At 61.2% G+C, this 25,903-nt stretch carries 20 protein-coding genes and 2 pseudogenes; 11 read left to right on the plus strand and 11 right to left on the minus strand.

All coding sequences use genetic code 11. The features are described 5' to 3' along the window. Window positions 1-45 precede the first annotated feature (45 nt). Window positions 46-252 (plus strand): annotated as a pseudogene (locus AC13C0_RS14090) (hypothetical protein); the annotation flags it as partial. Here the strand turns inward: AC13C0_RS14090 and AC13C0_RS14095 are convergent. From AC13C0_RS14095 to AC13C0_RS14110, 4 genes are all read right to left on the minus strand, one after another. Then, window positions 211-1,236, minus strand: a complete 1,026-nt coding sequence (locus AC13C0_RS14095) for a dihydroorotate dehydrogenase-like protein (protein WP_482954608.1) — start codon at window positions 1,234-1,236, stop codon at window positions 211-213. The pseudogene AC13C0_RS14090 and the gene AC13C0_RS14095 sit on opposite strands and share 42 nt — an antisense overlap. Beyond that, window positions 1,227-4,832, minus strand: coding sequence for a pyruvate:ferredoxin (flavodoxin) oxidoreductase (nifJ, locus tag AC13C0_RS14100; RefSeq protein WP_341581515.1), 3,606 nt, complete (start codon window positions 4,830-4,832; stop codon window positions 1,227-1,229). Before nifJ ends, AC13C0_RS14095 begins: the two co-directional genes overlap by 10 nt. 17 nt (window positions 4,833-4,849) lie before the next feature. Then, complete coding sequence (locus AC13C0_RS14105; RefSeq protein ID WP_482954609.1) at window positions 4,850-6,517, minus strand: NAD(P)-binding protein; 1,668 nt, start codon at window positions 6,515-6,517, stop codon at window positions 4,850-4,852. A 263-nt stretch (window positions 6,518-6,780) separates the two neighbouring features. Continuing rightward, the gene (locus tag AC13C0_RS14110; RefSeq protein WP_482954610.1) at window positions 6,781-8,052 is read right to left on the minus strand and encodes an MFS transporter; all 1,272 of its coding nucleotides are present in this window, start codon (window positions 8,050-8,052) and stop codon (window positions 6,781-6,783) included. 268 nt (window positions 8,053-8,320) lie between these two features. Between AC13C0_RS14110 and AC13C0_RS14115 the strand changes: the two genes are divergently transcribed. From AC13C0_RS14115 to AC13C0_RS14125, 3 genes are read left to right on the plus strand one after another with little or no spacing between them, the layout of a single operon-like run. Then, window positions 8,321-8,938, plus strand: a complete 618-nt coding sequence (locus AC13C0_RS14115) for a LemA family protein (protein ID WP_376788058.1) — start codon at window positions 8,321-8,323, stop codon at window positions 8,936-8,938. After that, entirely contained in the window at window positions 8,938-9,705 is a 768-nt protein-coding gene (locus tag AC13C0_RS14120; protein ID WP_482954611.1) for a TPM domain-containing protein, read from the plus strand. Before AC13C0_RS14115 ends, AC13C0_RS14120 begins: the two co-directional genes overlap by 1 nt. Window positions 9,706-9,765: 60 nt before the next feature. Further along, window positions 9,766-10,383, plus strand: coding sequence for a TPM domain-containing protein (locus tag AC13C0_RS14125; RefSeq protein ID WP_341581511.1), 618 nt, complete (start codon window positions 9,766-9,768; stop codon window positions 10,381-10,383). 62 nt (window positions 10,384-10,445) lie between these two features. Here AC13C0_RS14125 and AC13C0_RS14130 read toward each other — a convergent pair whose 3' ends face one another. Together AC13C0_RS14130 and AC13C0_RS14135 are read right to left on the minus strand one after the other, a co-directional pair. Then, the gene (locus AC13C0_RS14130; RefSeq protein WP_341581510.1) at window positions 10,446-12,104 is read right to left on the minus strand and encodes an acetolactate synthase large subunit; all 1,659 of its coding nucleotides are present in this window, start codon (window positions 12,102-12,104) and stop codon (window positions 10,446-10,448) included. 73 nt (window positions 12,105-12,177) lie between these two features. Continuing rightward, window positions 12,178-13,800, minus strand: coding sequence for an FAD-dependent oxidoreductase (locus AC13C0_RS14135; RefSeq protein WP_482954612.1), 1,623 nt, complete (start codon window positions 13,798-13,800; stop codon window positions 12,178-12,180). A 90-nt stretch (window positions 13,801-13,890) separates the two neighbouring features. Between AC13C0_RS14135 and AC13C0_RS14140 the strand changes: the two genes are divergently transcribed. Then, window positions 13,891-14,898, plus strand: a complete 1,008-nt coding sequence (locus AC13C0_RS14140) for an AraC family transcriptional regulator (protein WP_341581508.1) — start codon at window positions 13,891-13,893, stop codon at window positions 14,896-14,898. A 62-nt stretch (window positions 14,899-14,960) separates the two neighbouring features. Here AC13C0_RS14140 and AC13C0_RS14145 read toward each other — a convergent pair whose 3' ends face one another. Continuing rightward, entirely contained in the window at window positions 14,961-15,437 is a 477-nt protein-coding gene (locus tag AC13C0_RS14145; protein ID WP_117619920.1) for an SDR family NAD(P)-dependent oxidoreductase, read from the minus strand. A gap of 165 nt (window positions 15,438-15,602) precedes the next feature. Here AC13C0_RS14145 and AC13C0_RS14150 point away from each other — a divergent pair, with 165 nt between their 5' ends. The 4 genes from AC13C0_RS14150 (at window position 15,603) to AC13C0_RS14165 (ending at window position 18,450) form a co-directional block, all read left to right on the plus strand. After that, window positions 15,603-16,097 (plus strand): gamma-glutamylcyclotransferase family protein, encoded by a 495-nt coding sequence (locus tag AC13C0_RS14150; protein WP_482954613.1) that lies wholly within the window; start codon window positions 15,603-15,605, stop codon window positions 16,095-16,097. A gap of 119 nt (window positions 16,098-16,216) precedes the next feature. Further along, window positions 16,217-16,540, plus strand: a complete 324-nt coding sequence (locus AC13C0_RS14155; RefSeq protein WP_482954614.1) for a helix-turn-helix domain-containing protein — start codon at window positions 16,217-16,219, stop codon at window positions 16,538-16,540. Then, window positions 16,537-17,811 (plus strand): type II toxin-antitoxin system HipA family toxin, encoded by a 1,275-nt coding sequence (locus tag AC13C0_RS14160; RefSeq protein WP_482954615.1) that lies wholly within the window; start codon window positions 16,537-16,539, stop codon window positions 17,809-17,811. Before AC13C0_RS14155 ends, AC13C0_RS14160 begins: the two co-directional genes overlap by 4 nt. A 384-nt stretch (window positions 17,812-18,195) precedes the next feature. After that, window positions 18,196-18,450 (plus strand): hypothetical protein, encoded by a 255-nt coding sequence (locus AC13C0_RS14165; RefSeq protein WP_482954616.1) that lies wholly within the window; start codon window positions 18,196-18,198, stop codon window positions 18,448-18,450. 74 nt (window positions 18,451-18,524) lie between these two features. Here AC13C0_RS14165 and AC13C0_RS14170 read toward each other — a convergent pair whose 3' ends face one another. Beyond that, window positions 18,525-19,808, minus strand: coding sequence for an NAD(P)/FAD-dependent oxidoreductase (locus tag AC13C0_RS14170; RefSeq protein ID WP_482954617.1), 1,284 nt, complete (start codon window positions 19,806-19,808; stop codon window positions 18,525-18,527). 215 nt (window positions 19,809-20,023) lie between these two features. On the opposite strand from AC13C0_RS14170, the gene AC13C0_RS14175 reads away from it, so the two are divergent. After that, complete coding sequence (locus tag AC13C0_RS14175; RefSeq protein ID WP_482954618.1) at window positions 20,024-21,541, plus strand: aldehyde dehydrogenase; 1,518 nt, start codon at window positions 20,024-20,026, stop codon at window positions 21,539-21,541. A gap of 7 nt (window positions 21,542-21,548) precedes the next feature. Here the strand turns inward: AC13C0_RS14175 and AC13C0_RS14180 are convergent, their stop codons facing one another. Next, window positions 21,549-22,913, minus strand: a complete 1,365-nt coding sequence (locus AC13C0_RS14180; protein WP_482954619.1) for a glutamine synthetase family protein — start codon at window positions 22,911-22,913, stop codon at window positions 21,549-21,551. Window positions 22,914-23,164: 251 nt separating this feature from the next. Here AC13C0_RS14180 and AC13C0_RS14185 point away from each other — a divergent pair. Then, window positions 23,165-24,253: pseudogene (locus AC13C0_RS14185) on the plus strand (IS630 family transposase). Between the two features lie 6 nt (window positions 24,254-24,259). On the opposite strand, the gene AC13C0_RS14190 reads toward AC13C0_RS14185, so the two are convergent. Then, window positions 24,260-25,591 carry a diguanylate cyclase domain-containing protein gene (locus AC13C0_RS14190; protein WP_482954620.1) on the minus strand — a complete coding sequence of 444 codons (1,332 nt, stop codon included), beginning with the start codon at window positions 25,589-25,591 and terminating at the stop codon, window positions 24,260-24,262. Then, window positions 25,588-25,824 carry a hypothetical protein gene (locus tag AC13C0_RS14195; RefSeq protein WP_117620468.1) on the minus strand — a complete coding sequence of 79 codons (237 nt, stop codon included), beginning with the start codon at window positions 25,822-25,824 and terminating at the stop codon, window positions 25,588-25,590. Before AC13C0_RS14195 ends, AC13C0_RS14190 begins: the two co-directional genes overlap by 4 nt. Window positions 25,825-25,903: the final 79 nt, after the last annotated feature.

The following is a 25,903-nucleotide window of genomic DNA, read 5'->3' on the forward strand; positions in this document are numbered from 1 at the left end:
TGCTCGTTCCCCGAACCCCAGCTCTTAAGCCAGCCAGTATGTACCGATCCGCTGTTCAAGGCGGCTATGGGGATCAGGCAATCGCCGTCCTCAGCCCGGTTGCGACAGTGGTTTGATGAAGAGGCCAATGCTGGACGGCGCCCCGGTGCGGTCTCCCTGGGCAAGGAAGGCTGGTGCCTGGGCTGTGAACTGCGCCCCGGCGGCCGGTTCTCATTCTCGCGGTCCCGCACCACCCCCATGAAACGCGGGTTGATAGCTTTGCAGCATCTGCACATAACCCGCCCGCTCAAGCACGCCCGGGTCCTCCAGATTTCCCCGGCTCATGCGGCCGCGGATGGCATCCAGGGACTCGATCCCGCGCGCGGCGAGCAGCGCCACCAGGCCATCAAGCAGGGTGCGCATGTGCCAGGCGCCGTGGCGCAGCAGCGACGCGGTCGTCATCACCGTGTCCGCGCCGGCCAGCAGGTACTTGAAAACATCATCCGCCGAGTCAACCCCGGTGCTGGCGGCCAGCGATGCCGGAAGGTGCCCGTGGAGCACGGCAATCCACAGCAGCGGCAGCCTCATCTCGGACGGCGTGCTGAGCTCGACGTCCGGCGACGGGCGCAGGGACACAAGGTCGATGTCGGGCTGGTAGAAGCGGTTGAACAGCACCAGCGCATCCGCGCCGGCTTCGGCAAGCGCCAGCGCCATGGCCCCGAACGCACTGAAGTAGGGGCCGATCTTGACCGCCACGGGGACGGTGACCGCCGCCTTCACGGCCGTCAGAATGTCGAGATAATGCTGTTCGGCCTCGCGCCCCGTCGTGGTAAGGGCGGTAGGGATGAGATAGATATTGAGTTCGATGGCATCGGCACCGGCGTCCTGAAGGTCGCGTGCATACCCGGTCCAACCGGACAGGGAAGCACCGTTCAGGCTGGCGATCACCGGGATGTCGAGCGCCGCCTTGGCACGGCGCACGAGCTCGAGATAGCGCCCCGGCCCGAACCCCTTGCCGGCATACGCCGGGAAGAAGGAGAGCGCCTCGGCGAACCCTTCCGCTGTTGTCTCAGTGTGGCGTTCGAATGCCTCTCGCTCGGCAACGATCTGCTCTTCGAAGATCGACGGCAGCACCACGGCGCCGGCGCCGGCATCCTCAAGGCGGCGCAACTGGCCGAGGTCGGCGTTCAGCGGCGACGCCGAAGCGATCAGCGGGTTGCGCAGACGCAGGCCCATGTAGTCCGTCGTCAGGTCCATAGGTCGTTCTCCGGTTTCGCATCGCCGCCGCTCATGCCCGAGGGATGGAAACACTCACAGCCAAGGCTCGCCAGTTCCTCGTATTGCCGGTATTTCTCGGTCACTACCTGCTGTGCGGCCTCCAGCAGCGCTTCGGCCGCAGCCGGATCCGTGTGCGCAAGCACCCGGTAGCGCAGTTCGTTGTAGGCGTAATCCTTGAACGGGATGGTCGGTCGCGGCGAATCGAGCCGGAACGGCCGCGCACCAATGCTGAGCATCGCCGGATTGAACCGGAACAGCGGCCAGTAACCGCTGGCGGTGGCCAGGTCCTGCTGGCGCATGCCGTGGCGGAGATCGAAACCGTGGGCGATGCAGTGGCTATAGGCGATGATCAGCGACGGGCCCGACCAGGCCTCGGCCTCGCGGAACGCGAGCAGCGTGTGCTGAGGGTTGGCACCCATCGCCACCTGGGCGACATATACGTTGCCGTAGGCGATCGCCTGCAAGGCCAGATCCTTGCGCGCGACGCGCTTGCCGGCGGCGGCGAACTTGGCCACGGCGCCGAGCGGGGTCGCCTTGGAGGCCTGGCCGCCGGTGTTGGAGTACACCTCGGTGTCGAGCACCAGCAGGTTGACGTCGCGGCCGCTCGCCAGCACCTGGTCGAGTCCGCCGTAGCCGATGTCGTAGGCCCAGCCGTCGCCGCCGACGATCCAGATGCTGCGCCGTACCAGGTAGTCGGCGACCGAGAGCAGTTCGCCTGCGGCGTCTTCGTCCACGACCGCGAGCTTCCGCTTCAGCGCCTCGACACGCTCGCGCTGGGCGCGCAGCTCGGATTCGTGTACCTGTGGCGCGTCGAGAATTAATCCGGCGAGCTCCTCGCCCACCACCGGCGCCAGCTCGCGCAGCCGGCTCCGCGCCAGCTCAAGGTGCTGGTCGGCGGCCAGTCGAAAACCCAGCCCGAACTCGGCATTGTCCTCGAACAGGGAATTCGACCAGGCTGGCCCACGGCCATCGGCGTCGCGCGTCCAGGGCGTGACCGGCAGGTTGCCGCCGTAGATTGATGAACAGCCGGTGGCGTTGGCGATCTGCAGCCGGTCACCGAACAGTTGCGACAGCAGCTTGAGGTAAGGCGTTTCGCCGCAGCCTGCGCAGGCGCCGGAGAACTCGAATAGCGGCTGCAGGAACTGCACGCCGCGCACATTGGCGAAGTCGACCCGCGCGCGGTCGTTGGCCGGCAGTGCCTCGAAAAAGGCCGTGTTGGCACGCGAGCGTTCAAGAATCGGCGCCTTCGGCCCGAGGTTGATGGCCTTCACACCGGGATCGAGCGGACTGTGCGCCGGGCAGACCTCGACGCAGATACCGCAGCCGGTGCAATCCTCCACATAGACCGCCAGTGAGAAGCGCACATCCGGATAGCCGCGGGCGTTGACCGGCGCCGATGTGAACCCCTGCGGCGCGCCGTCGAGGGCGTCGGCGCCATAGTACTTGGAGCGGATCACGCTGTGGGGACAGGCGAAGCCGCACTGGCCGCATTGCACACACAGGTCCGCCTCCCAGACCGCCACGCTGTCGGAGATGTTGCGCTTCTCGAATGCCGCGGTACCCGGCGGGAAGGTGCCGTCGGCGGGCAGCTGACCGACGCGCAGCCCATCGCCGAGACCAAGCATCATTGGCGCGGTAACCTCACGCACGAACGCCGGCGCCTGCGCCGGCACGATCAGCGGCCGGTCGAAGGTGCTGGTCGCCGCGCCCGGCACGTCCACCTCGAACAGATGCGCCAGCGCCTGGTCGACGGCGGCAAAATTCCTGCGCACCACATCGCCGCCCTTGGCGCCATAGCTCTTTTTGATTGAGTTCTTGATGCTCTGGATCGCCTCGTCACGGGGCAGCACCCCCGAGATCGCAAAGAAGCAGGTCTGCAGCACGGTGTTAATGCGCCCGCCCAAACCGGAGTCGCCCGCAACTTTCGAGGCGTCGATCACAAAAAAGCGCAGCCGTTTCTCCAGGATCTGCGTCTGCAGCAAGCGCGGCAGCCGGTCCCAGACCGCCTCCGGCCCATGCGGGGTATTGAGCAGGAACACGCCGCCCTCGGCCGCCAGCCGCAGCACGTCAATGCGGTCGAGGAACCCCGCCTGGTGGCATGCGATGAACTGGGCGGATTCGATCAGGTAGGGGGCGCGGATCGGCTGACTGCCAAAGCGCAGGTGGGAGATGGTTTGCGCGCCGGATTTGTGCGAATCGTAGACGAAGTAACCCTGGGCATAGCGCCCCGGATCCTCGGCGAGGATTTTCACACTGTTCTTGTTGGCACCGACGGTGCCGTCGGCGCCGAGGCCGAAGAACAGCGCCCGCACTGTGTCGTCGCCCTCGAGCGAGAACGCCGGGTCGACTGCCAGGCTGGTGTGCGAGACGTCGTCCTCGATGCCGACCGTGAAGCCGTTCTTCGGTGTGGCCTGGCTGAGCTCGTCGAACACCGCCTTGGCCTGGGCCGGGTTGAAGTTCTTCGAGCCCAGCCCGTAGCGCCCGCCGATCACGCGCGGCAGGGCCGCGCGCTTTCCGTCCACCACTGCCTGGGCCAGGGTCGTGACCACATCGAGATAGAGCGGCTCGCCCGGCGCACCCGGCTCCTTGGTCCGGTCCAGCACCGCGACGGCACGGCACGACTGCGGCAGAGCGGCGAGGAAGTGCCCGGCCGCAAACGGGCGGTACAGCCGCACCTGCAGCACGCCGACGCGCTCCCCGGCCTGGCGCAGGAAGGCAACGGTAGCGCGCACCGTCTCCACCGCAGAGCCCATCAGGACCACGACCCGCTCGGCGTCGGGCGCACCGTCATACTCAAACAGCCGGTAGGCGCGGCCGGTGAGTGCGGCGAACCGGTCCATGCTGGCCTGCACGATTTCCGGCACCCGCGCATAGTAAGGATTGCAGGCCTCGCGCGCCTGGAAGAAGGTGTCGGGATTGTGGGCGGTGCCGCGCACCACCGGGCGTTCCGGAGTCAGCGCGCGAGCCCGGTGGGCAAGCACCAGGTCCTGGCGGATCATGGCCCGGAGGTGGGCATCGGACAGCAGGGTCAGCTTGTTGACCTCATGCGAGGTGCGGAAGCCGTCGAAGAAATGCAGGAACGGCACCCGTGCCTCCAGGGTCGCCGCGTGGGCGATCAGCGCCAGGTCGTGGGCTTCCTGCACCGACGCCGACGCCAGCAGCGCAAAACCGGTGCTGCGAGCGGCCATGACATCGGAATGATCACCGAAGATCGACAACGCCGAGGTGGCGAGCGCACGCGCGGCGACATGGAACACCGTCGGCGTCAGCTCGCCGGCGATCTTGAACATGTTCGGCAACATCAGCAGCAGGCCCTGGGAGGCGGTGAAGGTGGTGGTCAAGGCACCCGACTGCAGCGCACCGTGCACCGTACCCGCCGCTCCCCCTTCACTCTGCATTTCATGCACCACCGGGATACCACCCCAGAGATTGGTCAGCCCCTGCGCCGACCATTCGTCGGCCAGCTCCGCCATGGGCGAGGCCGGCGTGATCGGGTAGATAGCACACACCTCGTTGACGCGGTAGGCGACATGGGCGACCGCGGTGTTGCCGTCGAGAGTGTCGGTATCGGGCATATCGGACTCGTGCGGCATCACGTTCCCCCCGTCGGGGTCGGCTCGGGAATCAGCTCGATGGCATGGCATGGACAGGTTTCGACGCAGACTGCGCAGCCGGTGCAGCGGTCATAGAGGAAGCGGTAACGCCGGCCGGGCCCGAGTTTTTCGATCGCCTGCTCCGGGCAGGCGGCGTAGCACTGGTCACACTCGAAACAGTTGCCGCAAGACAGGCAGCGCTGGGCTTCGTAAATCGCCTCGGCTTCGCTCAGGCCGGCCTGCACCTCAGTAAAGCCGGTCGCACGGGCCTCCGGCGGCAGTGTTCGCTGCACCGAGCGGTCGGCATCAGTGTAGATCGGCAGGTGCAGTTGATCGAAGGAGACGACGGGGTGCTTCTCGGCAGGCTGGTAGGTGGTGCCGCACAGCCAGGCATCGATGTGCCGCGCCGCCTGCCTGCCATGCCCGACCGCCGCCGTTACGGTGCGCTCGCCCGGCACCAGGTCGCCGCCGGCGAAGATCCCGGGCCGACCGGTCATCATGTTCGGGGCGACCATGACCGTGCCGTCGGGCTGGAATTCGATGCCTGGAATCCGGCGCAGGAAACCGCTGTCGGCCTGCTGCCCCAGGGCCAACACCACGGCATCTGCCTGCAGGGTCTCGAAACGGCCCGTCGGCTGCGGCCGACCGGCCGCATCCAGCGCCATGACCTCGACGGTGAGCGACGGCCCCGCGACCTCCTTGATACTGGTCAGCCATTGGATCCTGACCCCTTCCTCGAGAGCCTCGTCGGCCTCGAAGGCGTGGGCCGGCATGTGCGCGCGGTCGCGGTGGTAGATGATCAGCGCCTCTTCCGCGCCGAGGCGCCTGGCAGTGCGTGCGGCATCCATGGCGGTATTGCCGCCGCCGTAGATCACCACCCGCCGGCCAAGCTGTGGCCGCTCGCCACCGCCGACCTCGTGCAGCAGACTCACCGCGTCGAGCACCCGGGCGGCATCGCGTACCGGGATGTCCGCATGTTTGGCAACATGCGCCCCGATGGCGACAAATACCGCATCGAAGCCCCCGGTTTCCTGCTCGGCCAGCAGGTCCTCGACCTTGTGATCGAGGACGATCCTGACGCCCATGGCCTCGATCCGCTGCACTTCCTGCAGCAGGTCCGCGCGCGGCAGCCGGTACGCGGGAATGCCGAAATGTAACATGCCACCAGGCAGCGGACCGGCCTCCCGGATCTCAACCGCATGGCCGCGGCGCGCGAGCTGATACGCAGCCGACAGGCCGCTTGGACCGGCGCCGACGATCAGCACCCGCTTGCCGCTCGGCGCGGCATCGACCGGCAACGCCCAGCCTTCCTGCGCGGCCAGGTCACCAAGGAAACGCTCGACCGCGTGGATCGAGATGGCACTATCGAGCGCGCGGCGGTTGCAGGCGGTTTCGCAGGGATGATAACAGACCCGTCCATGCACGCCTGGCAGCGGGTTGTCCCGCACCAGCGTCTCCCATGCCTCGCGGTAGCGGCCCGCCTGCGCATGGGCCAGCCAGGCCTGAATGTTCTCCCCTGCCGGACAGGCCTGGTTGCACGGGGGCAGAAGATCCACGTAGACCGGCCGCCGCGTGCGCGTCGGTCCGGTACCCGGCTCCGCTGCCAGGTCGATGATCGGCGTCAGATCGGAGGATCGCGTGGTCATCGCAACAACCTTGCTGTGCATGTTGCGCCCTCCTCAGCTAGTGGAGCTGGCTGTCTTGCGGCGTCATCAGGTAAGCCGTAGCCATGAGCAGCAGAAACGCGGTCGGTATACAGCCGCTTTTCACTCAGTGCGCAATCATAAAAACGGCGCTCTCCCACTCTGTATCCCCTTGCTCTGCCTATCTTTTGTTAGCATGCCCAATACTGCCCAGTCAAGTCATATCCAGGCGCAGGCCGCAACCGCAGACCCGATCAACCGGCTCCCCTGTCAGTGTCAGTGTTCGACTACGGGTTTGTGGCTTCATTCTCGACAGATTTAAACGGCTCACCATCCTCGTTCTGAAGCTGATAATCGTACGCCGCCTGGAGTCCGGTTTCGTCCTCAGCTTCCTCCTCGGGCTCATGCTCAATGTAGCGCGGATAGAGTGGCGACAGCATTGCCACCAGAATGCCAGTCACGGAGAACATGGCGAACGCATCGGGGTAACCGAATTCATTCACCAGCATGCCAACCAGGGGCGAGCCGGCCGCCTGCCCGAGCGATACAGCCATAAATGGCAGCACCGGGCCCATAGACAGCCTGCCCGGCAACAGGCGGATGCCGGTCATCAGATAGAGCCCCGTCAGACTCATATAAGCCAGGCCGAAGACCAGAGCGGAGAATGCCGAGATCACCAGATTACCAGGGCTGGCGGCGAGCAATGCCAGGCTCGCGGACAGCATCGTCAGCATGAGTGCCTGCGTGATAGGCGGGTTGTTGCGATCAGCCAGGTCGGCCACCACGGCACCCCCGAGACCGGCGATGCCAACGGCCAGCCACAGCCAGCCGGTTGCGCCGGGCGGCAGGGCACCGAGGCTGACAACCAGATCGGGCGCGAAAATCCAGTACGCCGCGGAGACGAAGCCCATCCCGAAGGCAAACAGCGAGAGCCGGAACAGGCGCGACCACTGCAAGGCGCTGATCGGAGGCGGGGGCGCTGCGTTCGAAGGCGTGACACGCGAAACTGAAGGGATGAAAAACCACGTAGCAAACACCCCGATCACCGCCAGGATGGCAAAGGATACATACGCATAACGCCAGGCCCCGGCCAGAAACAGAATCGCCGGTACGGCAATGGCGACGCCAATGCTGGTACCCGCGTTCATGACCGCGCTAACGCGCCCATGCAGGGACCGTTTCACCAGGGCCTGCATGGCGGCCGTGAGGGCCGGCATCATCAGGCCGGTGCAGATGCCACTGGCAAACACACCGATGCCGAGGGACAGAGCACCAGAGGCCTGGCTGATCAGCGCCAGACCGACAGCACCAAAAACGCCGGAAAGCACTGCCGTGTTGCGGGCACCGAGACGATCTGCGGCAAACGGCGCAACCATCGTGGCGAGCACGAAACTGATCAGCGGCAGTGCGCCGATGAAGCCAATCACGTCCGGCGCCAGTTCGAGTTCGGCACGGATCGGGGGCACAAACAAGCCGAAAGCAAAGCGTGCGAGCCCGTAACTGATCGCGATCAGTGCCGCTCCCAAGAGTGCAAACACCGTGCTTGAGGGAAACTTCATGCCACCTCCGAAAAACATCCACGCCCGTTAACGCTCTTCATTCGTGTCAGCGTAGACTGCAACGAGCCCGCCAGCCAAACCTCAGCGATTGGCCAGCCCTGCCCTTTTGCCCGGGCTGTTGTACGAAATCGCCATACAGCAGGTGCACAAAAAGCTGATCACCTTGAAAACACTGGCCCTGTCCCCAATTAGGGGGTAGTTTGATGCCTCCGCCCGCGGGCCCGGCATCTTCCCCTATTTCATGCAACCACCATCGGGACAGAGCACTATGGCAACCCTTCACAAACCGCTTCAACCGCGGACCTTCTGGCAGTTGACATCGCTGATGGCACTGGTGTTGTTTCTCAGTGGCTGTGGCATCAATAACATCCCCACTTACGATGAGAAAGTTACCGCCGCCTGGTCCCAGGTGGAAAACCAGTACCAGCGCCGCGCCGATCTGATTCCCAACCTGGTGGAAACCGTCAAGGGCTTCGCGGCCCAGGAGCAGGAAACCCTGACCGCGGTGATTGAGGCGCGCTCCAGGGCGACGTCGATTCAGGTGGACGAGAGCATTCTCAACAATCCCCAGAAGCTGCGGCAGTTCCAGCAGGCCCAGGGTGAACTGAGCAGCGCCCTGAGCCGGCTGATGGCTGTATCTGAACGTTACCCGGACCTGAAGTCGAATCAGAACTTCCTGGCCTTGCAGTCCCAGCTTGAAGGTACGGAGAATCGTATTGCCGTCGCACGCCGGGATTTCATCCAGGCGGTGGAGCGCTACAACACCGAACTGCGTACCTTTCCGGGCAAGATCTGGCACAGCCTCCTGTATAGCGATCTGGAGCCCCGCGCCAACTTCGAAGCCACCACGGAAAATGCGGATGAAGCGCCCGCGGTGGAATTCTGATGGCTGCCCAGCTCCGAAACAGTATGCTATTGGCGTTACTGCTGTTGCTACCGGCTGCTATCTGGGCCCAGTCAACGCCGGAATTTCCCGAACTGACCGGCCGGGTGGTAGACCAGGCGGAGATGCTTTCCCCTGAGGTAGAAGCCCGCCTGAGCCAGATGCTTCAGGCCCACGAGCAGGCCAGCACTGAACAGGTAGTGGTGGTCACCTTGCCGGACCTACAGGGCTTTCCGATTGAGGATTTCGGCTACCAGCTGGGCAGGCAGTGGGGTATCGGTCAGGAGGGCGAGGATAACGGCGCCCTGCTGATCGTGGCGAAGGAAGAACGCCAAATCCGCATTGAGGTGGGCTATGGCCTCGAAGGCCGGCTCACCGACGCTGACTCCTCCGTCATCATCAATCGCGTGATCACCCCGGCATTCCGTCAGGGGGATTTCCAGGCCGGTATCGTCAACGGTGCCGCCGCCATGATTCAGGTCCTCGGCGGCGAGCCCATGGCGGTCCCCCAGGGTCAGCAGTCCCTTGCAGTCCAGGAAAAGCCCAGGGCCGGCCTGGTAGCGCTGCTCTTCATCATCATGATGGCGGTGGTGTTCTTTATTGGCAGTCGCGGCGGCCGTGGCGGGCGCGGCGGCGCTGCCCTGTTAGGCGCGGCTTTGCTGGGCGGCGCCATGGGTGGCCGTGGCGGCCATGGCGGCGGCTTCGGTGGTGGCGGTTTTGGCGGCGGTGGCGGCGGCTTCGGTGGTGGCGGTGCCTCCGGTGGCTGGTAGCTCCGCACTGATAACCGAGCGCGCTGAATCCCCTCACCTGAAAATGAGAATTAAAGAATCATGACATTATTAAGCAAAAGCGATCAGGAAGCCGTTACTGCTGCCATCAATGAGGTGGAACGGGAAACCGATGCCGAACTGGTCACCGTGCTGACGGCCCAGTCCGATAACTACAGCTATATTCCCCTGCTCTGGGCCGGCATCCTGGCGTTGCTGGTGCCGGGTACTGGCAATTACTTCGGCGGCTGGTTCGGTGCCGACATGCTGATGCTGGTGCAGTGGGGTACGTTCATCCTGCTCAGCCTGCTGTTCCGGATGCCCGGTATCAACACCCGTCTGATTCCCCGGCAGGTGCGTTACTGGCGGGCCTCCAACCTGGCGCGGCGGCAGTTCCTGGAGCAGAGCCTGCACCATACCGAAGGCGCCACCGGCATGCTGATCTTCGTCTCGGAGGCGGAACGCTATGTGGAGATCCTGGTGGATCAGGGCATTGCCGACGTTCTGGACAACTCGGTATGGCAAGACATCGTGGCGGACTTCACCGCCAGGGTGCGCCAGGGCGAGACCCGGCAGGGATTCCTTGACTGCATTGCTGCCTGTGGCAAGCTCCTGAAAGAGCACCTGCCGGCCACCCATGAGCGCAACGAACTTCCCAATCACCTGGTCATCCTGCCCTAACGACAACGGCGGTCACCCTATGCCACTCCGGGCTGCGGGGAGTGGTGTGCCAGGCTTCTACCTCACGGCGCCAGTTTTCGCTTCAACGCCCTGGAAACCGACAACGGCAGGCTCGGCAACGAGCGCAGCATCCACGGCAGTATCCTGCGTTTCACGCCGCTCAGTGACTCCGGAATCATGGCTTCGATCAGATGCGGCCCCGGCATGCTCCGGGCGTATTCCAGGGCTTTTGCCATGTCTTCCGCCGTATCCACCCGCACCGCATGCACGCCCATGCCCTGCGCCATTTCGGCAAAGTTGAGTACGGGGCCTCGCAGGTCCAGCTGGGATTTGGCCTTAATGCCGACGTCTTCTGCCCCTACCCGCTCCAGTTCAATGTTCAGCACTGAGTAAGACGCATTGTTGAAGATGATGGAGGTTACGTTCAGCTGTTCCCGGGCCATGGTCCACAGGGCCTGGATGGTATACATGGCGGTGCCATCGCCGATCAGGGCGATGACCGGCCGGTCCGGGCAGGCTACGGCCGCACCTACGGCATTGGGCAGACCCTGGCCGATGGCACCGCCGGTGAGGGTGATCATGTCATGGCGGGGTGCGCCAGCAGTCATTGCCGAGAGCATCAGGCTGGAGGTGATGCCCTCATCCACGATGATGGCGTTGTCGGGCATCAGGTGGCCTACCGCCTTACAGACTTTTTCTGCCGTGAGTTTTCCTCTCGGCCGGTCCGGTCTTTTGGCGGCTTGTAGCCGCGGTTCGGCCTGGCTGGCGCCGAGGACGCCGTTGAGTTTGTTCAGGCTTGCGGTGATGTCCTGATCCGGGGCCGCCAGGGTGTGCACCTGGCAGGTATCGGGCACCAGGTAACTTTGTTTGCCGGGGTAGGCGAAGAAGGAGACGGGGGCCTTGGCATCCACCAGGATGAGGTGTTCAATATCCGTCAGTTGCACCGTAGCCAGCTCAGCTAGGTAAGCAAGGCGCTCAATGTAGGGCAGGCCGGCACCCCGTTCCATCCGGGTAGGGAAGGTTTCGGCCAGCAGGGTAACGCCATTGTGTGCGGCCAACTTTGCTGCCGCCAGCATGCCTGGTTCCCGCAAAGCATGGCCGCCCATCAGCAGGGCCGTTTTCCTGCCGGAGCGGATGGCCGAGGCAATGACCTCTACCGTGGCATCGTCTGCCGGCTCCGGTGTGGGCGGCACCAGGGGTGCGCTGGGCACACCGCCCTCGCCCCAGGAAACATCGGCCGGCAATATCAGGGTGGCCACCTGCCCGGGCGCGGTGCGTGCGGCGGCAATGGCCGCAGCGGCGTCCTGGCAGAGGGTTTCCGTGCTCTTGGCGGTGCGCACAAAGCCGGGGGAGACGTTGCGGGCAACGGTCTCGATATCGGACTGCAGTTGGGCGTCGTATTTCACGTGGTAGGTGGCGTGGTCGCCAACAATGTTGACCACCGGCACCTTGCCCTTGCGGGCGTTGTGGAGATTGGCCAGCCCGTTGCCAAGCCCACAACCCAAGTGCAGCAGTGTGGCGGCGGGCTTGTCCGCCATGCGGGCGTATCCGTCTGCCGCGCCGGTGGCGACGCCTTCAAACAGGGCGAGTACGGCACGCATCCTGGGCTCATCGTCCAGAGCCGCCACAAAATGCATTTCACTGGTGCCGGGGTTGCTGAAGCAGACTTCCACACCGGCATCCACCAGGGTTCTCATCAGGGCTTGTGCGCCGTTTGTCATTGTTATTCTCCAAGCTTTAGGAATTCAATTATTAAGGGTCTGGCCGATTGTGCCATTGGGGTCAGCTTCGGGTTCAGGGGCTTGAGCCTCCGGTCACAATGGAACGCACCGCTGCCCGGGCCGTCATGATGCAGCCGGGCAGAAAAGTGCCTTCCAGCGAGCGTTTACCATTGGCGCCACCGCCGCCAAAGCCTGCCGCTTCTCCTACACAGTACAGGCCCTCGACGGGCGCTCCCTGAGCATTGAGGACGCGGCTTTGCAGATCGGTCTGAAGCCCGCCCAGGCTCTTGCGGGTGATCAGTTGCATGCGGATAGCAATGTAGGGCCCGGCACCGGGCTTTTGCAACGGGGCCGGTTTACAGGTGCGCAGGCGGTCCGGCTTCCATTCCCGGGCGTGCTGGATCATCCGGATCTGTGGGTCGTTATGGAGACTGGTGCCAGCGGTGAAGTTGGCATCGAAGGCATCCGCGGTGGCCTGGAGCGTGGCCGGATTGATGTCATGGGAACAGGTCAGCGCGTTCATCTTGCCGGCCAGGTCGGACAGGTTATCCGCCACCAGGAAATCACGGCTTTCACGCTGCATCTGGCGCACCAGTGCGTGGTTGCCCAGCAGCAGTTCTTTCACGAACAAGGGGAATTGCTTGTCCCGTATCCGGGCATTGTGCTCGGCGCCGGAGATGGCGAATTCCCTGGCGGCAATGCGCCAGTTGAGCAGGTGCCAGGTCCAGGGTTTTTCCTGTTCCGCCACTCGCTGACATAACCAGTGGGTATCAAATCCGGTCACCAGGTGTTCCGGGCCGATCCGCTCACCCCGATGGTTCAGCCACAGGGCGGATTTGCAGGGGATGGTGGAAAGCCCATGGCCGGGAAAGTGGGGGTAAGGATGCGCAAAGCCCGCAGCGTAATTCCACATCTCCCCGGCGTGGGTAATCCTGCCACCGAGGGTGTCGGCCACCCAGTGGTGCATGCGGCCATCCGCAAAGGGGTGGGCACCGTTCAGCATGCTGGTAGGTTGGGGACGATTCTTGGGCCAGTTGGCGCGGCATTCCCTGTGGCTGCCGTTGATGCCGCCGGTGGCCAGTACCACAGCGGATGCGGCCAGGCGGACTTCCTCACCGGTGGCCTCGTTGATGGCCTGGGCGCCGCTCACTCTGCCGGCCTCAAGCTCCAGTTCGGTGATGCGATGCTGGTGCAACAGGGTGAGTTTGCCGCCAGTGTTTTCTCGGTGCAGGGCCGCCAGCAGGCAGCGGACCAGTTCCCGGGCAGTGCCCCAGATCACATGGTAACGGGGCAAACGGTTGCCATCACCGAAGCGGCCACGCTCCACCCAGTTCACGGCCGGCAGGAATTTGATGCCTTCATTGCCCAGCCAGTCATAAACCTCTGAGCGGGAATGCTCCACGTAGTAGCGTGCCCATTGCAGGGGCCATTCATCATCCGGCGCCAGCTCACCAAAGCTGAGCCAGTCACCCAGAGCAATCTCCGGCGTATCTGCAATCTTCATGCGTTTCTGCAGGGGCGTGCCCACCAGCATCATGCCGCCAAAGGCCCACAGTGCCAGGCCACCCATTCGTTCGGCCGTATCCCGGTCCGCCAGGGTCACTGATTTCCCGGCTCGCAGAGCTTCGAGGGCCGTGACAAGTCCGGCCAGCCCTCCGCCGACCACCAGAATGTCTGAGGAAATTACCTTGGCCATAGTGCGCATCCGATTCGGTAGCAATGAGTTGTCAGCTTTAAAGATATACCGGTACCATGGCTTTAAAATTGACATTAGAGGCCAGCAAAATTGACTTTAGAGGCCACAGTTTCCATTGGCTGGGTGAATACCGTTATCGCGGCGGCGCAAAGGCTGTCTGTGGATGAAGGTACGTTGCTGACAACCGCCGGTATTCCGGAGGCGGCCGGTACCCGGGAACGCTGGCCCATTGATGACATCACCCGGCTCTGGCACGCGGCGGAGCGTTGCACCGGAGATCCCGGTTTTGGTTTGAAAGTCGGGGCGGAGTTCACCCCGATGAGCATCAGTGGTGTGGGCTTTGCACTCCAGTCTGCCGCTACTCTGCGCGAAGCCATTGTGATGGGGCAGCGCTTCCAGCGGCTGATCTCCGACGGCGGGCGTTTCCAGATCCTGGCAGGCCATTCCGCCACCTGGCTGGTTTACCATCCCCGGCAGGGGAAGCTGGCTTTCAGTCCGCATCAGATTGAAGCGGTGCTGGCCGCGGTGGTCGGCTTCGCCAGCTGGGTAACCGGTACCCGCATGCAGCCTTCACGGGTCCAGTTCAGCCAGCCCCGGCTCGGGCCCCTGGCGGGATACCAGGCCGCGTTTAACTGCCCGGTGGAATTCGAGCAGGCGTTCAGCGGTGTGCTGGTCGACAATGCCGTTCTGGACCAGCCTCTGCCCCAGGCCGATCCGGAACTCGCGCAGGTGCACGAACGCTACACCACCGCCCGACTTACCGCGCTTTCCATTAACAGCGCTTCTGTGCCGGAGATACGGAGATGGCTGATGGCCCGTCTGGGCCCGAGCCTTCCTCGTCGGGCCGAAGCAGCCGAGGCGTTAGGTATCAGCGAACGGACTCTGGCGCGGCGGCTGCAGGAACAGGAGCAGACGTTCGATGCCCTGCTGGACGAAGTGCGCCGTGAAAAGGCACTGCAGGCCGTGGCAGATCCCAGCGCCTCTCTACCCAAAGTTGCCGAAGCCCTGGGCTTTGCCGAAGTCAGTACCTTTTACCGCGCCTTCAAGCGCTGGACCGGACTGCCCCCGGTGCGCTGGCGCAAAGCCATGCTTCGGTGACAATCCGCGTATTTTGCCGATATGGGCGGCAACTGAAGCGACGGGTAGCGGCTAATGCGCCGTTACCAGGGCAGCTCTTCACCATTGCTGTGCCAGAAGGAGCCGGTGTTCTCCAGGCTCAGGCCTTCAATCCTGGCTGCCAGACCCTTGGCTGATTCCTCGGGTGTGATCAGCCCGCCGGAAGGGATCTGCGAGACCAAGGCCTCGGCCACCCGCAACGGCGCATAGGCGTTGATTTCCATCTGGGTCCGGATGGAATCGAAGTCGATGCTGCCCAGCTTCTCATCCTGTAGCAGGCCGGCGTTGTTGATCAGCAGATCAATGGTTTGCCCGGCCAGCTCGTTCTTCAGTTTCGAGATACCGCTGTCAGTGGTGACATCGATGTTGTCGATGACTTTCGCCGCGACGCCAGAAAGCTCGTCTGACGTTTGCCTGCAAACGCCAATAACATTCCAGCCCTCGCGCGCATAATGGCGCGCCAGCTCAAGGCCAATGCCACGATTGGCCCCTGTAATGACCGCGGCTTTGTTATCTGTCATAAAAATCCTCCTCATCACGAGATAGCAATCTAGCCCATTATTGATTACACGCTTGGGGCGTTGAAACTATGCTATTTTGAAGGGCAAGGCTGAGCCCGCAGTAAGCATGAAGTGGGCCCGCACTCCCCGCAATAAATTTCCAGGATGGTAAATTAAAGAGGCTCAATGCTCTGCTTCAGCTACGGCTCCAACATGTCAAAACGGAGACTCCGGGCCCGGATTCCGTCGGCCCGGTTTGTAGCTGTAGCAGAGTTACCGGCCCACCGGCTTTGCTTCCATAAATCGGCCGGGGATGGCTCTGCCAAATGCGATGCAGAGGAAACCGGCAATCCGGACGATCGGGTGATCGGTGTGGTTTACGAGATTGCCGATGCAGAAAAGCCTGACCTTGATCGACATGAGGCTTTGGGGTTTGGCTACGATGAAAAGCAGGTGGAGCTATTTACGGGGAGCGGAAGACTCTACGCCTGGATGTATTACGCCACGCGCATCAATAAGGCATTAAAGCCCTTCCACTGGTACAAAGACCACGTCCTCACCGGCGCCAGGGAAAACGAACTGCCGGCTGAGTACATCTCGCAGATCGAAGCCGTCGATTCCATTGACGACCCAAAACCCGAACGGCATGGGCGCGAGCTGTCGATTTACAGCAACGTATGAGTTGCTATTCACCACACTTCCGGTTTGCTATCGACAATTAGCAACTTTTGTGTTGCAAACATAGGAAAAAGAAGCGAATATGTTGCTATCACTCAAAAAGGCAACTGATACGTTTCCGTATGACTTCACTACTGGACCAAATCAAGCAACGTCGATTGAACCTGGGACTTAAACAGCACGACATGATGATGCGTGTCGGTATGTCGCGCCAGCAATACCAGCGTCTGGAGTCCAAGGGTAACCCAAGGCTCGATACGCTTGAGTTGATTGCCATGGGCCTAAAAAGCGAACTCATGTTGGTTCCCCAGGAAAAGCTGGAGGCAGTCAGGGCCGTCCTCGAGGATAAGAGCATCGACCACTCTCCTCACAACAGCCGCTCACCTGAAACAGAACGCTCCCTCTCAGACGATCCCTGGCGAGGCTTGCTGGAGGACGATCAATGAGCAATGCAGCAGACGGCGACGTGAAGGTGCTCGAGCTGACTCTTCACGGACGACTGGTGGGCTATCTGGCTGGTTTCAGCACTGGCCGTAACGTCCTGAGTTTTGCGGAGGAATTCAAAAAAGACAGGGATCGCCCCACCTTCAGCCTGATCACCCATCCCCGCTTCCCGAATTCCGAAAAGCTGCTCGCAGAGCCATGGGCCCGTAACCAAAGGCTTCATCCCTCGCAGTCCAACCTCCTTCCGGAAGGATCGCTCAGGGAACTGATTGCGCAAAGCCTGAAAGTTCATGTTGATAACGAGTTTTACCTTTTTTCCTATCTCGGGGAGGATCTGCCAGGTGCGTTGATCGCCACTCCCATGGACCCGGAGGACATTCCAGACAGCGTTTTATCGACCCACGGAAAAGCGAAGGCCGTGAAGTTCGAAAAACCCAGATTCGAAAACAGGTTCTCGCTGGCGGGCGTCCAGATGAAATTTTCCATGAAGGAAAAGGAAGGTCGCTACAAACTGACAAAGAGTAACGAACTGGGCGACTGGATTATCAAAACACCTTCGACCAAGCACAGCCACGTTCCCCTTAACGAATACACGGCAATGAGCCTGGCATCCCTGGCCGGAATCGATATACCGGACATAAAGCTGGTGGATCTTGATAAACTCGACAACCTTCCGCCCATTAATCTGCCGGAGGAAAAGCAGGCATTTGCGATCAGGCGGTTTGACCGGGATGGAAACAGGCGCGTGCATATGGAGGACTTCGCCCAGATCCTCGTGAAGTACCCCCACGAAAAATACAACTCGGCGAACTATGAGCAGATCGGTAGGGTGGTTTACGACTACTCCGGCGATGGCCTTGCAGACGCCCAACAATTTGCCCGTAGACTGTTGGTGAATATCCTGCTCGCCAATGGCGATGCCCATCTGAAAAACTGGAGCCTGATCTACCCTGATCAGGTCACGCCCCGACTTTCACCGGCCTATGACATCGTCACAACCCGCGTTTACATCGAGAATGAGAGTGAGTTTGCGCTCAATCTGGGGAAAAACAAACGTTGGTACTCTGCGACCATGGAGCATTTCCGAAACTGGGCAGAAAAATCCGGGATACCCTGGCGGGTTATCAAGCCCCATCTGGACGACACTTTGGAAAAAGCCCGGACCTTGTGGCCGAATGCCCTTCAAGAGTTACCAATGGCGGCTGCTCAAAAAAACATACTGATTGCTCACTGGCAGGCACTGGAGAATGATTTCAGAATAGAAACTCGTTAACGCGCCTTTCGGTGGCAACCCGGGGGCATTCAACCCCCCAACCTGTCCCGCAACGCATAATACCAGGCCCATTGCCGTCAGTTTACCAGGGCAGCTCTTCACCGTTGCTGTGCCAGAAGGACCCGGTATTCTCCAGGCTAAGCCCCTCGATTCTTGCCGCCATGCCCTTGGCTGATTCTTCCGGCGTAATCAGGCCGGCGTTGTTGATCAGCAGATCAATTGTTTGACCGGCCAGCCTTCACAGGCGTAATGGCGGGCAAGTTCAAGGCTGATGCCACGGTTGGCACCGGTAATTACAGCGGTCTTTTTATCCGTCACACTCAGTTCCTGATCTTTCTGAAACGCCTGTACACTTTGCCCTTAATTGGCTCGGGACACCAAACCATGCACCTTCCCTTCTGGCTGACCACCGCCCTGCTTTTCCCGGTGTTGCTCTACCAGGGCAAACAGGCGCGGCGCAACACACCGCGGCTCCCGGAAGCCGGGGGCTCGCCTTCAGGCCAATACGGTAAAGGCACACCCGGTAAGCGGATCCTGGTCATCGGCGAATCCATGGCCGGCGATCCGTGCGCGGGCGTAATTATCAGCGATCCGCTGGTACAGGTTCCGGTCCGGCACGCAATTCAGACTGGTACATAGCAGCAGTCTGGCGGCGTCTCCGGCAGGCTAAAGCCTGCCACCCGGTGATGCTCCGGATTGATCCTGATGGTTATTCACACCCCAAGGCGATCCCGCATTTCGTAATACCATGCGCCGATAGCGGTAATCGGTACCCGGAACAGGCGGCCACCCGGGAACGGATAGTGCGGCAGGCTGGCGAAGGCGTCAAAGCGTTCAGCCTGACCCTGAATCGCCAGTGCGAGGGCTTTGCCTGCCACATGGGTGAAGGTAACGCCGTGGCCAGAGCAGCCCTGGGAATAGAATACATTGTTCTGCAGGCGACCCAATTGGGGAAGGCGCGAGAGGGTGAGAAGAAAGTTGCCGGTCCAGGCATAGTCGATTCTGACTCCTGCCAGCTCAGGAAACGTCTTCCGCATATTGGGGCGAATCAGCCGTTCGATGTTGGCCGGGTCGCGGGCACCATAGGTCACACCGCCGCCATAGATCAGGCGCTTGTCGCCTGAGAGTCGGAAGTAGTCCAGCAGGTAGTTGCAGTCTTCCACGCAGTTATCTTCTGGCAACAGTCGTTTGGCGGTGGCTTCGTCCAGAGGCTCGGTCGCGATGATCTGCGAACCGCAGGGCATGGATTTGGCGCCCAGTTCTGGCACCAACCCGCCCAGGTAGGCATTGCCGGCGAGAACCACGAACTCTGCCCTCACCTCTCCTTCCCTGGTTTTCACCGTGGCCGGCCGGCCGGGAACAATCTGGGTGACTTCCGAATGCTCGTGAATCACACCACCCCGGGATTCCAGCGCGGCCGCTTCGCCCAGGGCCAGATTCAGGGGATGGATATGCCCGCCGGTATGATCGATGGCCCCACCCACATACCGCTCGGTACCGACGCGGGCACGGATGGCTTCCTCGTCCAGCAGTTCCAGCTTGTCATAGCCAAACCGGCGCCACAGGGCCTGTTGTGCTTCCAGGTGTTTGAGTTGCCGCGTGTTCAGGGCGGCGAAAATGCCACCCTCTTTCAGATCGCACTTTATGCCGTAATCCCGCAGCCGCTGCCGGATAATCTGGCTGCCTTCAAACGCCATGGCCGCCAACAGGCGCAGATGGTCCGGCGTGGTCTGGCGCTCGACGCTGTCCAGATCCCGGCTATAGCTGTTAACGATCTGGCCTCCGTTACGGCCAGAGGCTCCCCAGCCCACGCTCGCCGCTTCCAGCACCACCACCCGGAAACCCGCCTCCGCCAGGAAAAGCGCGGAGGACAAACCGGTATAACCGGCACCCACCACGCACACATCCGCTTCACACGGGCCTCGAAGGGCGGGGCGTATGGGTGCCGGATTGGCAGAGGCGACATAATAGGAAGGAACCGGAGGATACTGGGTCATAAGTTGGCGCCAAACAGGGTGACGGACTGATCAGGGGTTGATCAGGGGTTAACCGGAGAGCTGTAAGGAGGCGGCCGAAAACAGCCGCCGCCGACGCAAGTCTATGCCAGGACCAGACGTTCGGGAAGACACGTTCTTCTACCTATCATCTGAAGCCGTGATCGCCCGGGGAAGTGCTGTTATGATTGGCCAATTCCCCTGCCTGCGAGACGGCCATGAATCATCCCGAACGTTCCACCACACCCACCAACCAGGCCGGATGGCAGGCCCTGGCAGATCAACTCACGATTGAAAGCCGCGCCTATGTACACGGCTCTTACCAGTGGGCAAGCGATGGCGAAACCTTTGCCTGCATCAGCCCGGTAGATGGGCGCGAACTGACTCAAGTCGCCAGTTGCGGCCAGGCCGATGCCGAGCTTGCCGTTGCTGGCGCCAGAAAGGCCTTCGAAAGCGGCGTCTGGAGCCGCCTGGCACCCACCAGGCGCAAGGCCATTCTGCTTCGGTTTGCGGACCTGATCGACGCACACGCGGATGAACTGGCCCTGCTGGAAACACTGGACATGGGCAAACCCATCGGCCACGCCCGAACCGTGGATGTGCCGGCTACCGTGCGCGCGATCCGCTGGACCGCCGAGGCTATCGACAAAGTTTATGGAGAACTGGCAGCCACGCCCCACGACCAGATCGGTATGATTTCCCGGGAGCCCATGGGGGTGGTGGCCGCCATCGTGCCCTGGAACTTTCCGATGATCATGGCCTCCTGGAAGATTGCCCCGGCCCTGGCCACCGGTAACTCGGTCATCCTCAAGCCCTCCGAGAAATCCCCGCTCACCGCTATTGGTCTGGCGGCCCTGGCGGAGGAAGCGGGTATTCCCGCCGGCGTGTTCAACGTGCTGCCCGGCTATGGCCACACCGTGGGCAAGGCCCTGGCCCTGCATATGGACGTAGATTGCCTGGTGTTCACCGGCTCCACCAACGTGGCCAGGCAGCTGATGATCTATGCCGGCCAGTCCAACATGAAACGGGTGTGGCTGGAGGCCGGCGGCAAAAGCCCGAACATCGTCTTTGCAGACGCGCCGGACCTGAAGAAAGCCGCCGCCGAAGCCGCCAGCGCCATAGCCTTCAACCAGGGCGAAGTGTGCACCGCCGGCAGCAGGCTGCTGGTTGAAGAAAGCATCCGCGCCGGGTTCATTGGCCTGATCCGGGAGGCCCTGAAAACCTGGCGCCCCGGCCATCCCCTGGATCCGGCGACGACCTGCGGTGCCATCGTTGACCAGGCCCAGCTGGATCGCATCATTGAGTACATCGGTATCGGCCAGTCCGAAGGGGCAACCCTGGTGGAAGGCGGCAAACGGGTGATGGAAGAGACCGGTGGCCTGTTCGTTCAGCCTGCGGTATTTGATGGGGTGAAAAACGGCATGCGCATCGCCTCGGAGGAAATCTTCGGGCCGGTGCTGTCGGTGATCGGGTTCAGGACCGCGGAAGAAGCCATCAACATTGCCAACGACTCCATCTACGGCCTGGCGGCAGCGGTGTGGACGTCCAACATCAACACCGCGCACAAGGTGGCCAAGGCGCTTCGGGCCGGCAGCGTCTGGATCAACCATTACGACGGCGGCGACATGACCGCGCCCTTTGGTGGCTTCAAACAGTCCGGCAACGGCCGGGACAAGTCCCTGCACGCCTTCGACAAATACACTGAAATCAAGGCCACCTGGCTGGTGATTGACTAGCGGGGACTTACACAGTGTGCAAATACCACAGGTATTCAAGATCCGAGATGGTCATCTCGAATTCGTTCAGTTCGTGCTCTTTGCAGGCCACAAAGACATCCAGGAACTGGCTGCCAAGATAGTCGGCCATCACCGCTGACTGTCCCAGCTCCCGCAAGGCATCCCGCAGGTTGTTTACCAGCGTCGCTTCGTGCTGCTCGTGGGCGTTACCCACCGTGACCGGCGGCGGCTCAATCTGGTTGGAGATGCCATAATGGATGCCCGCCAGCACCGCTGCCATCAACAGGTAGGGGTTGGCGTCGGCACCGGCTACGCGGTGTTCAATGCGCAGGGCGCCGGGATCACCACCCGGCAGTCTCACTGACGCGGTGCGGTTGTCCACCCCCCAGGTAGCCGCACTGGGCACGTAATACTCCGGGCTGAAGCGGCGGTAGGAGTTGATGTTGGGACAGAACAGCGCCATGGCATCGTTCATGGTGGCCACCAGCCCGCCAACGGCCCACCGCAGCATGTCGTTGGGTTGCTCGGCATCGCCGGCGAATAGGTTGCACCCTTCCCTGTCCACCAGGCTTACGTGCAGGTGCATGCCACTGCCCGCCTGGCTGTGATAGGGCTTTGCCATGAACGTGGTGTCCATTTCGTGATCATAGGCCATGTTCTTGATCAGGCGCTTGAGCAGAGTGGCGTGGTCGCAGGCACGCACGGCGTCGTCCACGTAATGCAGGTTTACCTCAAACTGGCCGGGGGCGGATTCCGCCACCAGTGCATCCGCAGGCAATTCCTGCTCGTGGGCCGCATCCAGCACATCTGCCAGGAATTCTGCGTATTCATCGAGATCATCAATGGAATAGGCCTGGGTACCCGCCGGGCGTTTGCCGGAGATGGGCGACTTCGGCGGCTGGGGACGGCCCGCCAGGTTCTCCTGATCAATCAGGTAGAACTCCAGCTCAAAGGCGGCAACCGGTGTCAGCCCCAGTTCCCCGAAGCGTTTGACGATATTCTTCAGCACTACCCGCGGATCGGCAAAAAACGGCGTTTCGCGGTCCAGCTCGAACATGGTCAGCAAAAGCTGGGCTGTCGGCCGTTTCTGCCAGGGCTCCATGGTGAGAGTGCCCCCAATGGGCAGACACACGCGGTCCGCTTCGCCGATATCCAGGCCCAGGCCGGTTTCTTCCACGGTGGTGCCCTGGATGTTCAGTGCAAAGATCGAGGCCGGCATGGCTACGCCCCGCTGAAACACCTTAGCCAGCGCAGACGGATCCACCCGCTTGCCACGAACAATGCCATTCATATCCGGAATCAGCAGGTCAACAAACTGCAGCTCGGGATGCGCCTGAAGGAACGCCTCAGCGCTCGCAAAACCAGAACCCATAGGAAAAACCTTCCACAAACTCTAACAGGCCTGTGGCGAGGGGCCGGCACAGGGGGGGGGGCTTAACGCTCCTTTATCCGGTTTTTCGGAGCACTTTGCAAGATAGGCATATACCGTATCAGGCGGTGATGTTCACGGTCGTTCCAGGGAGCCCCCTCATGAAAGCAGCGACTAGTGTCCCTTAACAAAAATTCGCATAGATAATTCTCCGATCCTGTATAATCTCACAAGTAGAGACAGGAGAAAAAACCATGGCGCGAATAGCTAGACCCCTTGAAGTGAGCGACTCTGAACGAAAGGAGCTGGAGTCATGGTTGAGGCGACAACGCATGCCTGCCGCTGAACAGTTGCGAGCCCGTATCATTCTGCTGAGTACCGAAGGTCTTCCGGGCAGAGTGGTCGGTGAGCGCGTTGGCGTAACCTCCGAAACTGTGAATAAGTGGCGAAATCGTTTCAAAACACACAGGGTTGCGGGTCTGACTGATGCGCCCAGGACTGGCCGACCTCGAACTATAAATGATCAAAAAGTTACTGATTTAATTAATAAAACACTCAAAGAAAAACCAAAAAATGCCACTCACTGGTCAACGAGCTTGATGGCCAAAGAGACTGGATTAAGTGCGATGTCGGTGAGTCGAATTTGGCGAGCTTTTGGCTTGAAGCCGCATCGCCACGATACATTCAAGCTGTCTACCGACCCGCATTTTGTTGCCAAGGTTCACGATATCGTTGGTTTGTAAATGAATCCACCAACGAAGGCGATGGTGCTGTGTGTTGATGAGAAGAGCCAGATACAAGCCATCAATCGAACACAGCCTGCGCTACCTCTGTCATTTGGACACACAGAAACCAGAACACATGATTACGTCCGGCACGGCACCACGACGTTGTTCGCTGCACTTGATATAGCAACCGGAGAAGTGGTCGGCAGGCTACATCGCCGACACCGTGCAACGGAATTTCTGGCCTTCTTAAAAGAGATTGATCGCGCCGTTCCGCCGAATATGGACGTTCATCTCGTCATGGACAACTACGGCACACACAAAACAGCAAAGGTGCGTGCCTGGTTTGCCGCTAGACCTCGCTACCACGTGCATTTCACGCCGACTTCAGCGTCCTGGATTAATCAGGTCGAGCGGTTCTTCGGGTTGATTTCAGAGCCCTGGATCAAGCGAAATTCACATCGCAGTACACGAGAGCTTGAGAGCTCGATCAAAGACTATCTGAAGACTTACAACGAAGACCCGAAGCCCTTTGAATGGCATAAATCTGCCGACCAGATTATTGAGTCAATCGCCAGATTATCAGACAAGCTCAATAAGCAAGCGGACTTTTGTTAAGGGACACTAGTGCGCATGCCTTTTGCTCAAATACATATTCGCGTCGGCCTTGCTGAGTAATTCCCTGGCCGTTATTCCGTCCTCCGGGTAAAGAGCCTTACCGATGCTGCATGAGATATGAAAAGTCTGTCCTTCAAGATTCATGGGCAGCGCCGTCAGTTCATGGACCTTGGCAACAGCCGCCTCGACCGAGTCACGGCCATGAACATCAGTCAACAGCACCGTGAATTCGTCGCCACCCATACGCGCAACTGTATCCGTCTCCCTCGTACAATCTTCCAGACGGCGGGCGATTTCCACAAGCAGCTGGTCCCCGGCCTCATGGCCACCGGTGTCGTTGATGAGCTTGAAATCATCTACATCGAGGTACAGCAAGGCCAGCCGGCCTTCGTTCCTGTTGGCCGACCGCAGGGCGGTTTCCAGGCGGTCGTAGAATAGCGAGCGGTTGGTCAAACCAGTCAACGCGTCGTGGTGAGCCATGAACCGCAGACGTTCTTCCGCCCGTTTACGCTCAACCACCGTCGCAAGCTGCGTCGCCACGAACTGCAGCAACCCCTGATCCGCTTCGCGATAGCGCGTGCCTGGTGACGGACTTTCAATGACCAATACACCAAGAACAGCGTCCCGGGATATCAGGGGCACACCTAACCAATTGGCACCTTCAGGTTGTGTCAGGTCATTGAGCCCCACCCCCTGCCGAGCGGGATCACGGGAAGCCAGCAGAGCCTGCCCCGCGTTGATGACATCGGCAATGGCAGTCCCTGATTCCACAGGCTTCTTAATCCAGCTACCGGATCGTCCAGCGATCCAGTCCGGAACGCTGAGCAGGCTCCCGGCAGCGTCGTAAAACCCGAGGCACAGATCAGATTCCGGGAAAAGCTCGCCGATCACCTCGCGCACACCGTCGCACAGCGCACGGAGCGTTTCTGCCGCGTGGGCCGCTTCGGAAATTCGATACAACGCGTTCCGGGTCTGGTCTGCCTGCCGCAGTGCGGTAACATTTCGCGCCACAGCAATCCTCAGGCGATCTTGCTCAGACCAGCGTGCGGACCAAAGGATTTGAACAACGCTGCCATCTTTGTGCAGGTAACGATTCTCGAAATCCGTGTGGGACTGGCCACTCATCACATTGCCGATAGCTACAAGAGTGCGATCCAGGTCGTCAGGGTGGATGTAATTCAGAATCCGGGTGTCGATCATCTCGTTGGCGGAATAACCAAGCAGCTGCTCGCAGGCATCACTGACAAACACGATATGTCCGAATTCATCGACCACGAAGACCGTATCCAACAACAGATTGATCAGCTTTGGATAGAGAGCTTTGAAATCGATACTCACAAACCGTCTCCCTTCACTCCCAGCCGGTCAAGATAGACGTGAAGCTCCGCTTCGCTCATATCCACATACTCCAGCACCCGCCCATAAAGCATGGCGGTTGGCACATTGCGGCCGTTCAGTTCCCGCTGGGTTTCATGCAGTACATGCAGAATGATGCGCTCTGTTCGGGTGAGGCCGTCGCGGGCATCCGGAATGACTTCCAGGAGGGTTTGGAGAGAGTCTGAACCATTCATTGCGTGCTCGGCATGGATATTGGACTGATACATAGTAGCAGTCTGGCTGCGGCGACCCCAGCGGGACACCGCAGCATTT

It is taken from the genome of Marinobacter sp. B-21 (genome assembly GCF_056857895.1).

Bases quoted from the DNA above. Each gene is read 5' to 3' on its own strand.
- AC13C0_RS14095 (WP_482954608.1), bottom strand. From the start codon at position 1,236: ATGGACCTGACGACGGACTACATGGGCCTGCGTCTGCGCAACCCGCTG.
- nifJ (WP_341581515.1), bottom strand. From the start codon at position 4,832: ATGCCCGATACCGACACTCTCGACGGCAACACCGCGGTCGCCCATGTC.
- AC13C0_RS14105 (WP_482954609.1), bottom strand. From the start codon at position 6,517: ATGCACAGCAAGGTTGTTGCGATGACCACGCGATCCTCCGATCTGACG.
- AC13C0_RS14110 (WP_482954610.1), bottom strand. From the start codon at position 8,052: ATGAAGTTTCCCTCAAGCACGGTGTTTGCACTCTTGGGAGCGGCACTG.
- AC13C0_RS14115 (WP_376788058.1), top strand. From the start codon at position 8,321: ATGGCAACCCTTCACAAACCGCTTCAACCGCGGACCTTCTGGCAGTTG.
- AC13C0_RS14120 (WP_482954611.1), top strand. From the start codon at position 8,938: ATGGCTGCCCAGCTCCGAAACAGTATGCTATTGGCGTTACTGCTGTTG.
- AC13C0_RS14125 (WP_341581511.1), top strand. From the start codon at position 9,766: ATGACATTATTAAGCAAAAGCGATCAGGAAGCCGTTACTGCTGCCATC.
- AC13C0_RS14130 (WP_341581510.1), bottom strand. From the start codon at position 12,104: ATGACAAACGGCGCACAAGCCCTGATGAGAACCCTGGTGGATGCCGGT.
- AC13C0_RS14135 (WP_482954612.1), bottom strand. From the start codon at position 13,800: ATGGCCAAGGTAATTTCCTCAGACATTCTGGTGGTCGGCGGAGGGCTG.
- AC13C0_RS14145 (WP_117619920.1), bottom strand. From the start codon at position 15,437: ATGACAGATAACAAAGCCGCGGTCATTACAGGGGCCAATCGTGGCATT.
- AC13C0_RS14150 (WP_482954613.1), top strand. From the start codon at position 15,603: ATGCTCTGCTTCAGCTACGGCTCCAACATGTCAAAACGGAGACTCCGG.
- AC13C0_RS14155 (WP_482954614.1), top strand. From the start codon at position 16,217: ATGACTTCACTACTGGACCAAATCAAGCAACGTCGATTGAACCTGGGA.
- AC13C0_RS14160 (WP_482954615.1), top strand. From the start codon at position 16,537: ATGAGCAATGCAGCAGACGGCGACGTGAAGGTGCTCGAGCTGACTCTT.
- AC13C0_RS14165 (WP_482954616.1), top strand. From the start codon at position 18,196: ATGCACCTTCCCTTCTGGCTGACCACCGCCCTGCTTTTCCCGGTGTTG.
- AC13C0_RS14170 (WP_482954617.1), bottom strand. From the start codon at position 19,808: ATGACCCAGTATCCTCCGGTTCCTTCCTATTATGTCGCCTCTGCCAAT.
- AC13C0_RS14175 (WP_482954618.1), top strand. From the start codon at position 20,024: ATGAATCATCCCGAACGTTCCACCACACCCACCAACCAGGCCGGATGG.
- AC13C0_RS14180 (WP_482954619.1), bottom strand. From the start codon at position 22,913: ATGGGTTCTGGTTTTGCGAGCGCTGAGGCGTTCCTTCAGGCGCATCCC.
- AC13C0_RS14195 (WP_117620468.1), bottom strand. From the start codon at position 25,824: ATGAATGGTTCAGACTCTCTCCAAACCCTCCTGGAAGTCATTCCGGAT.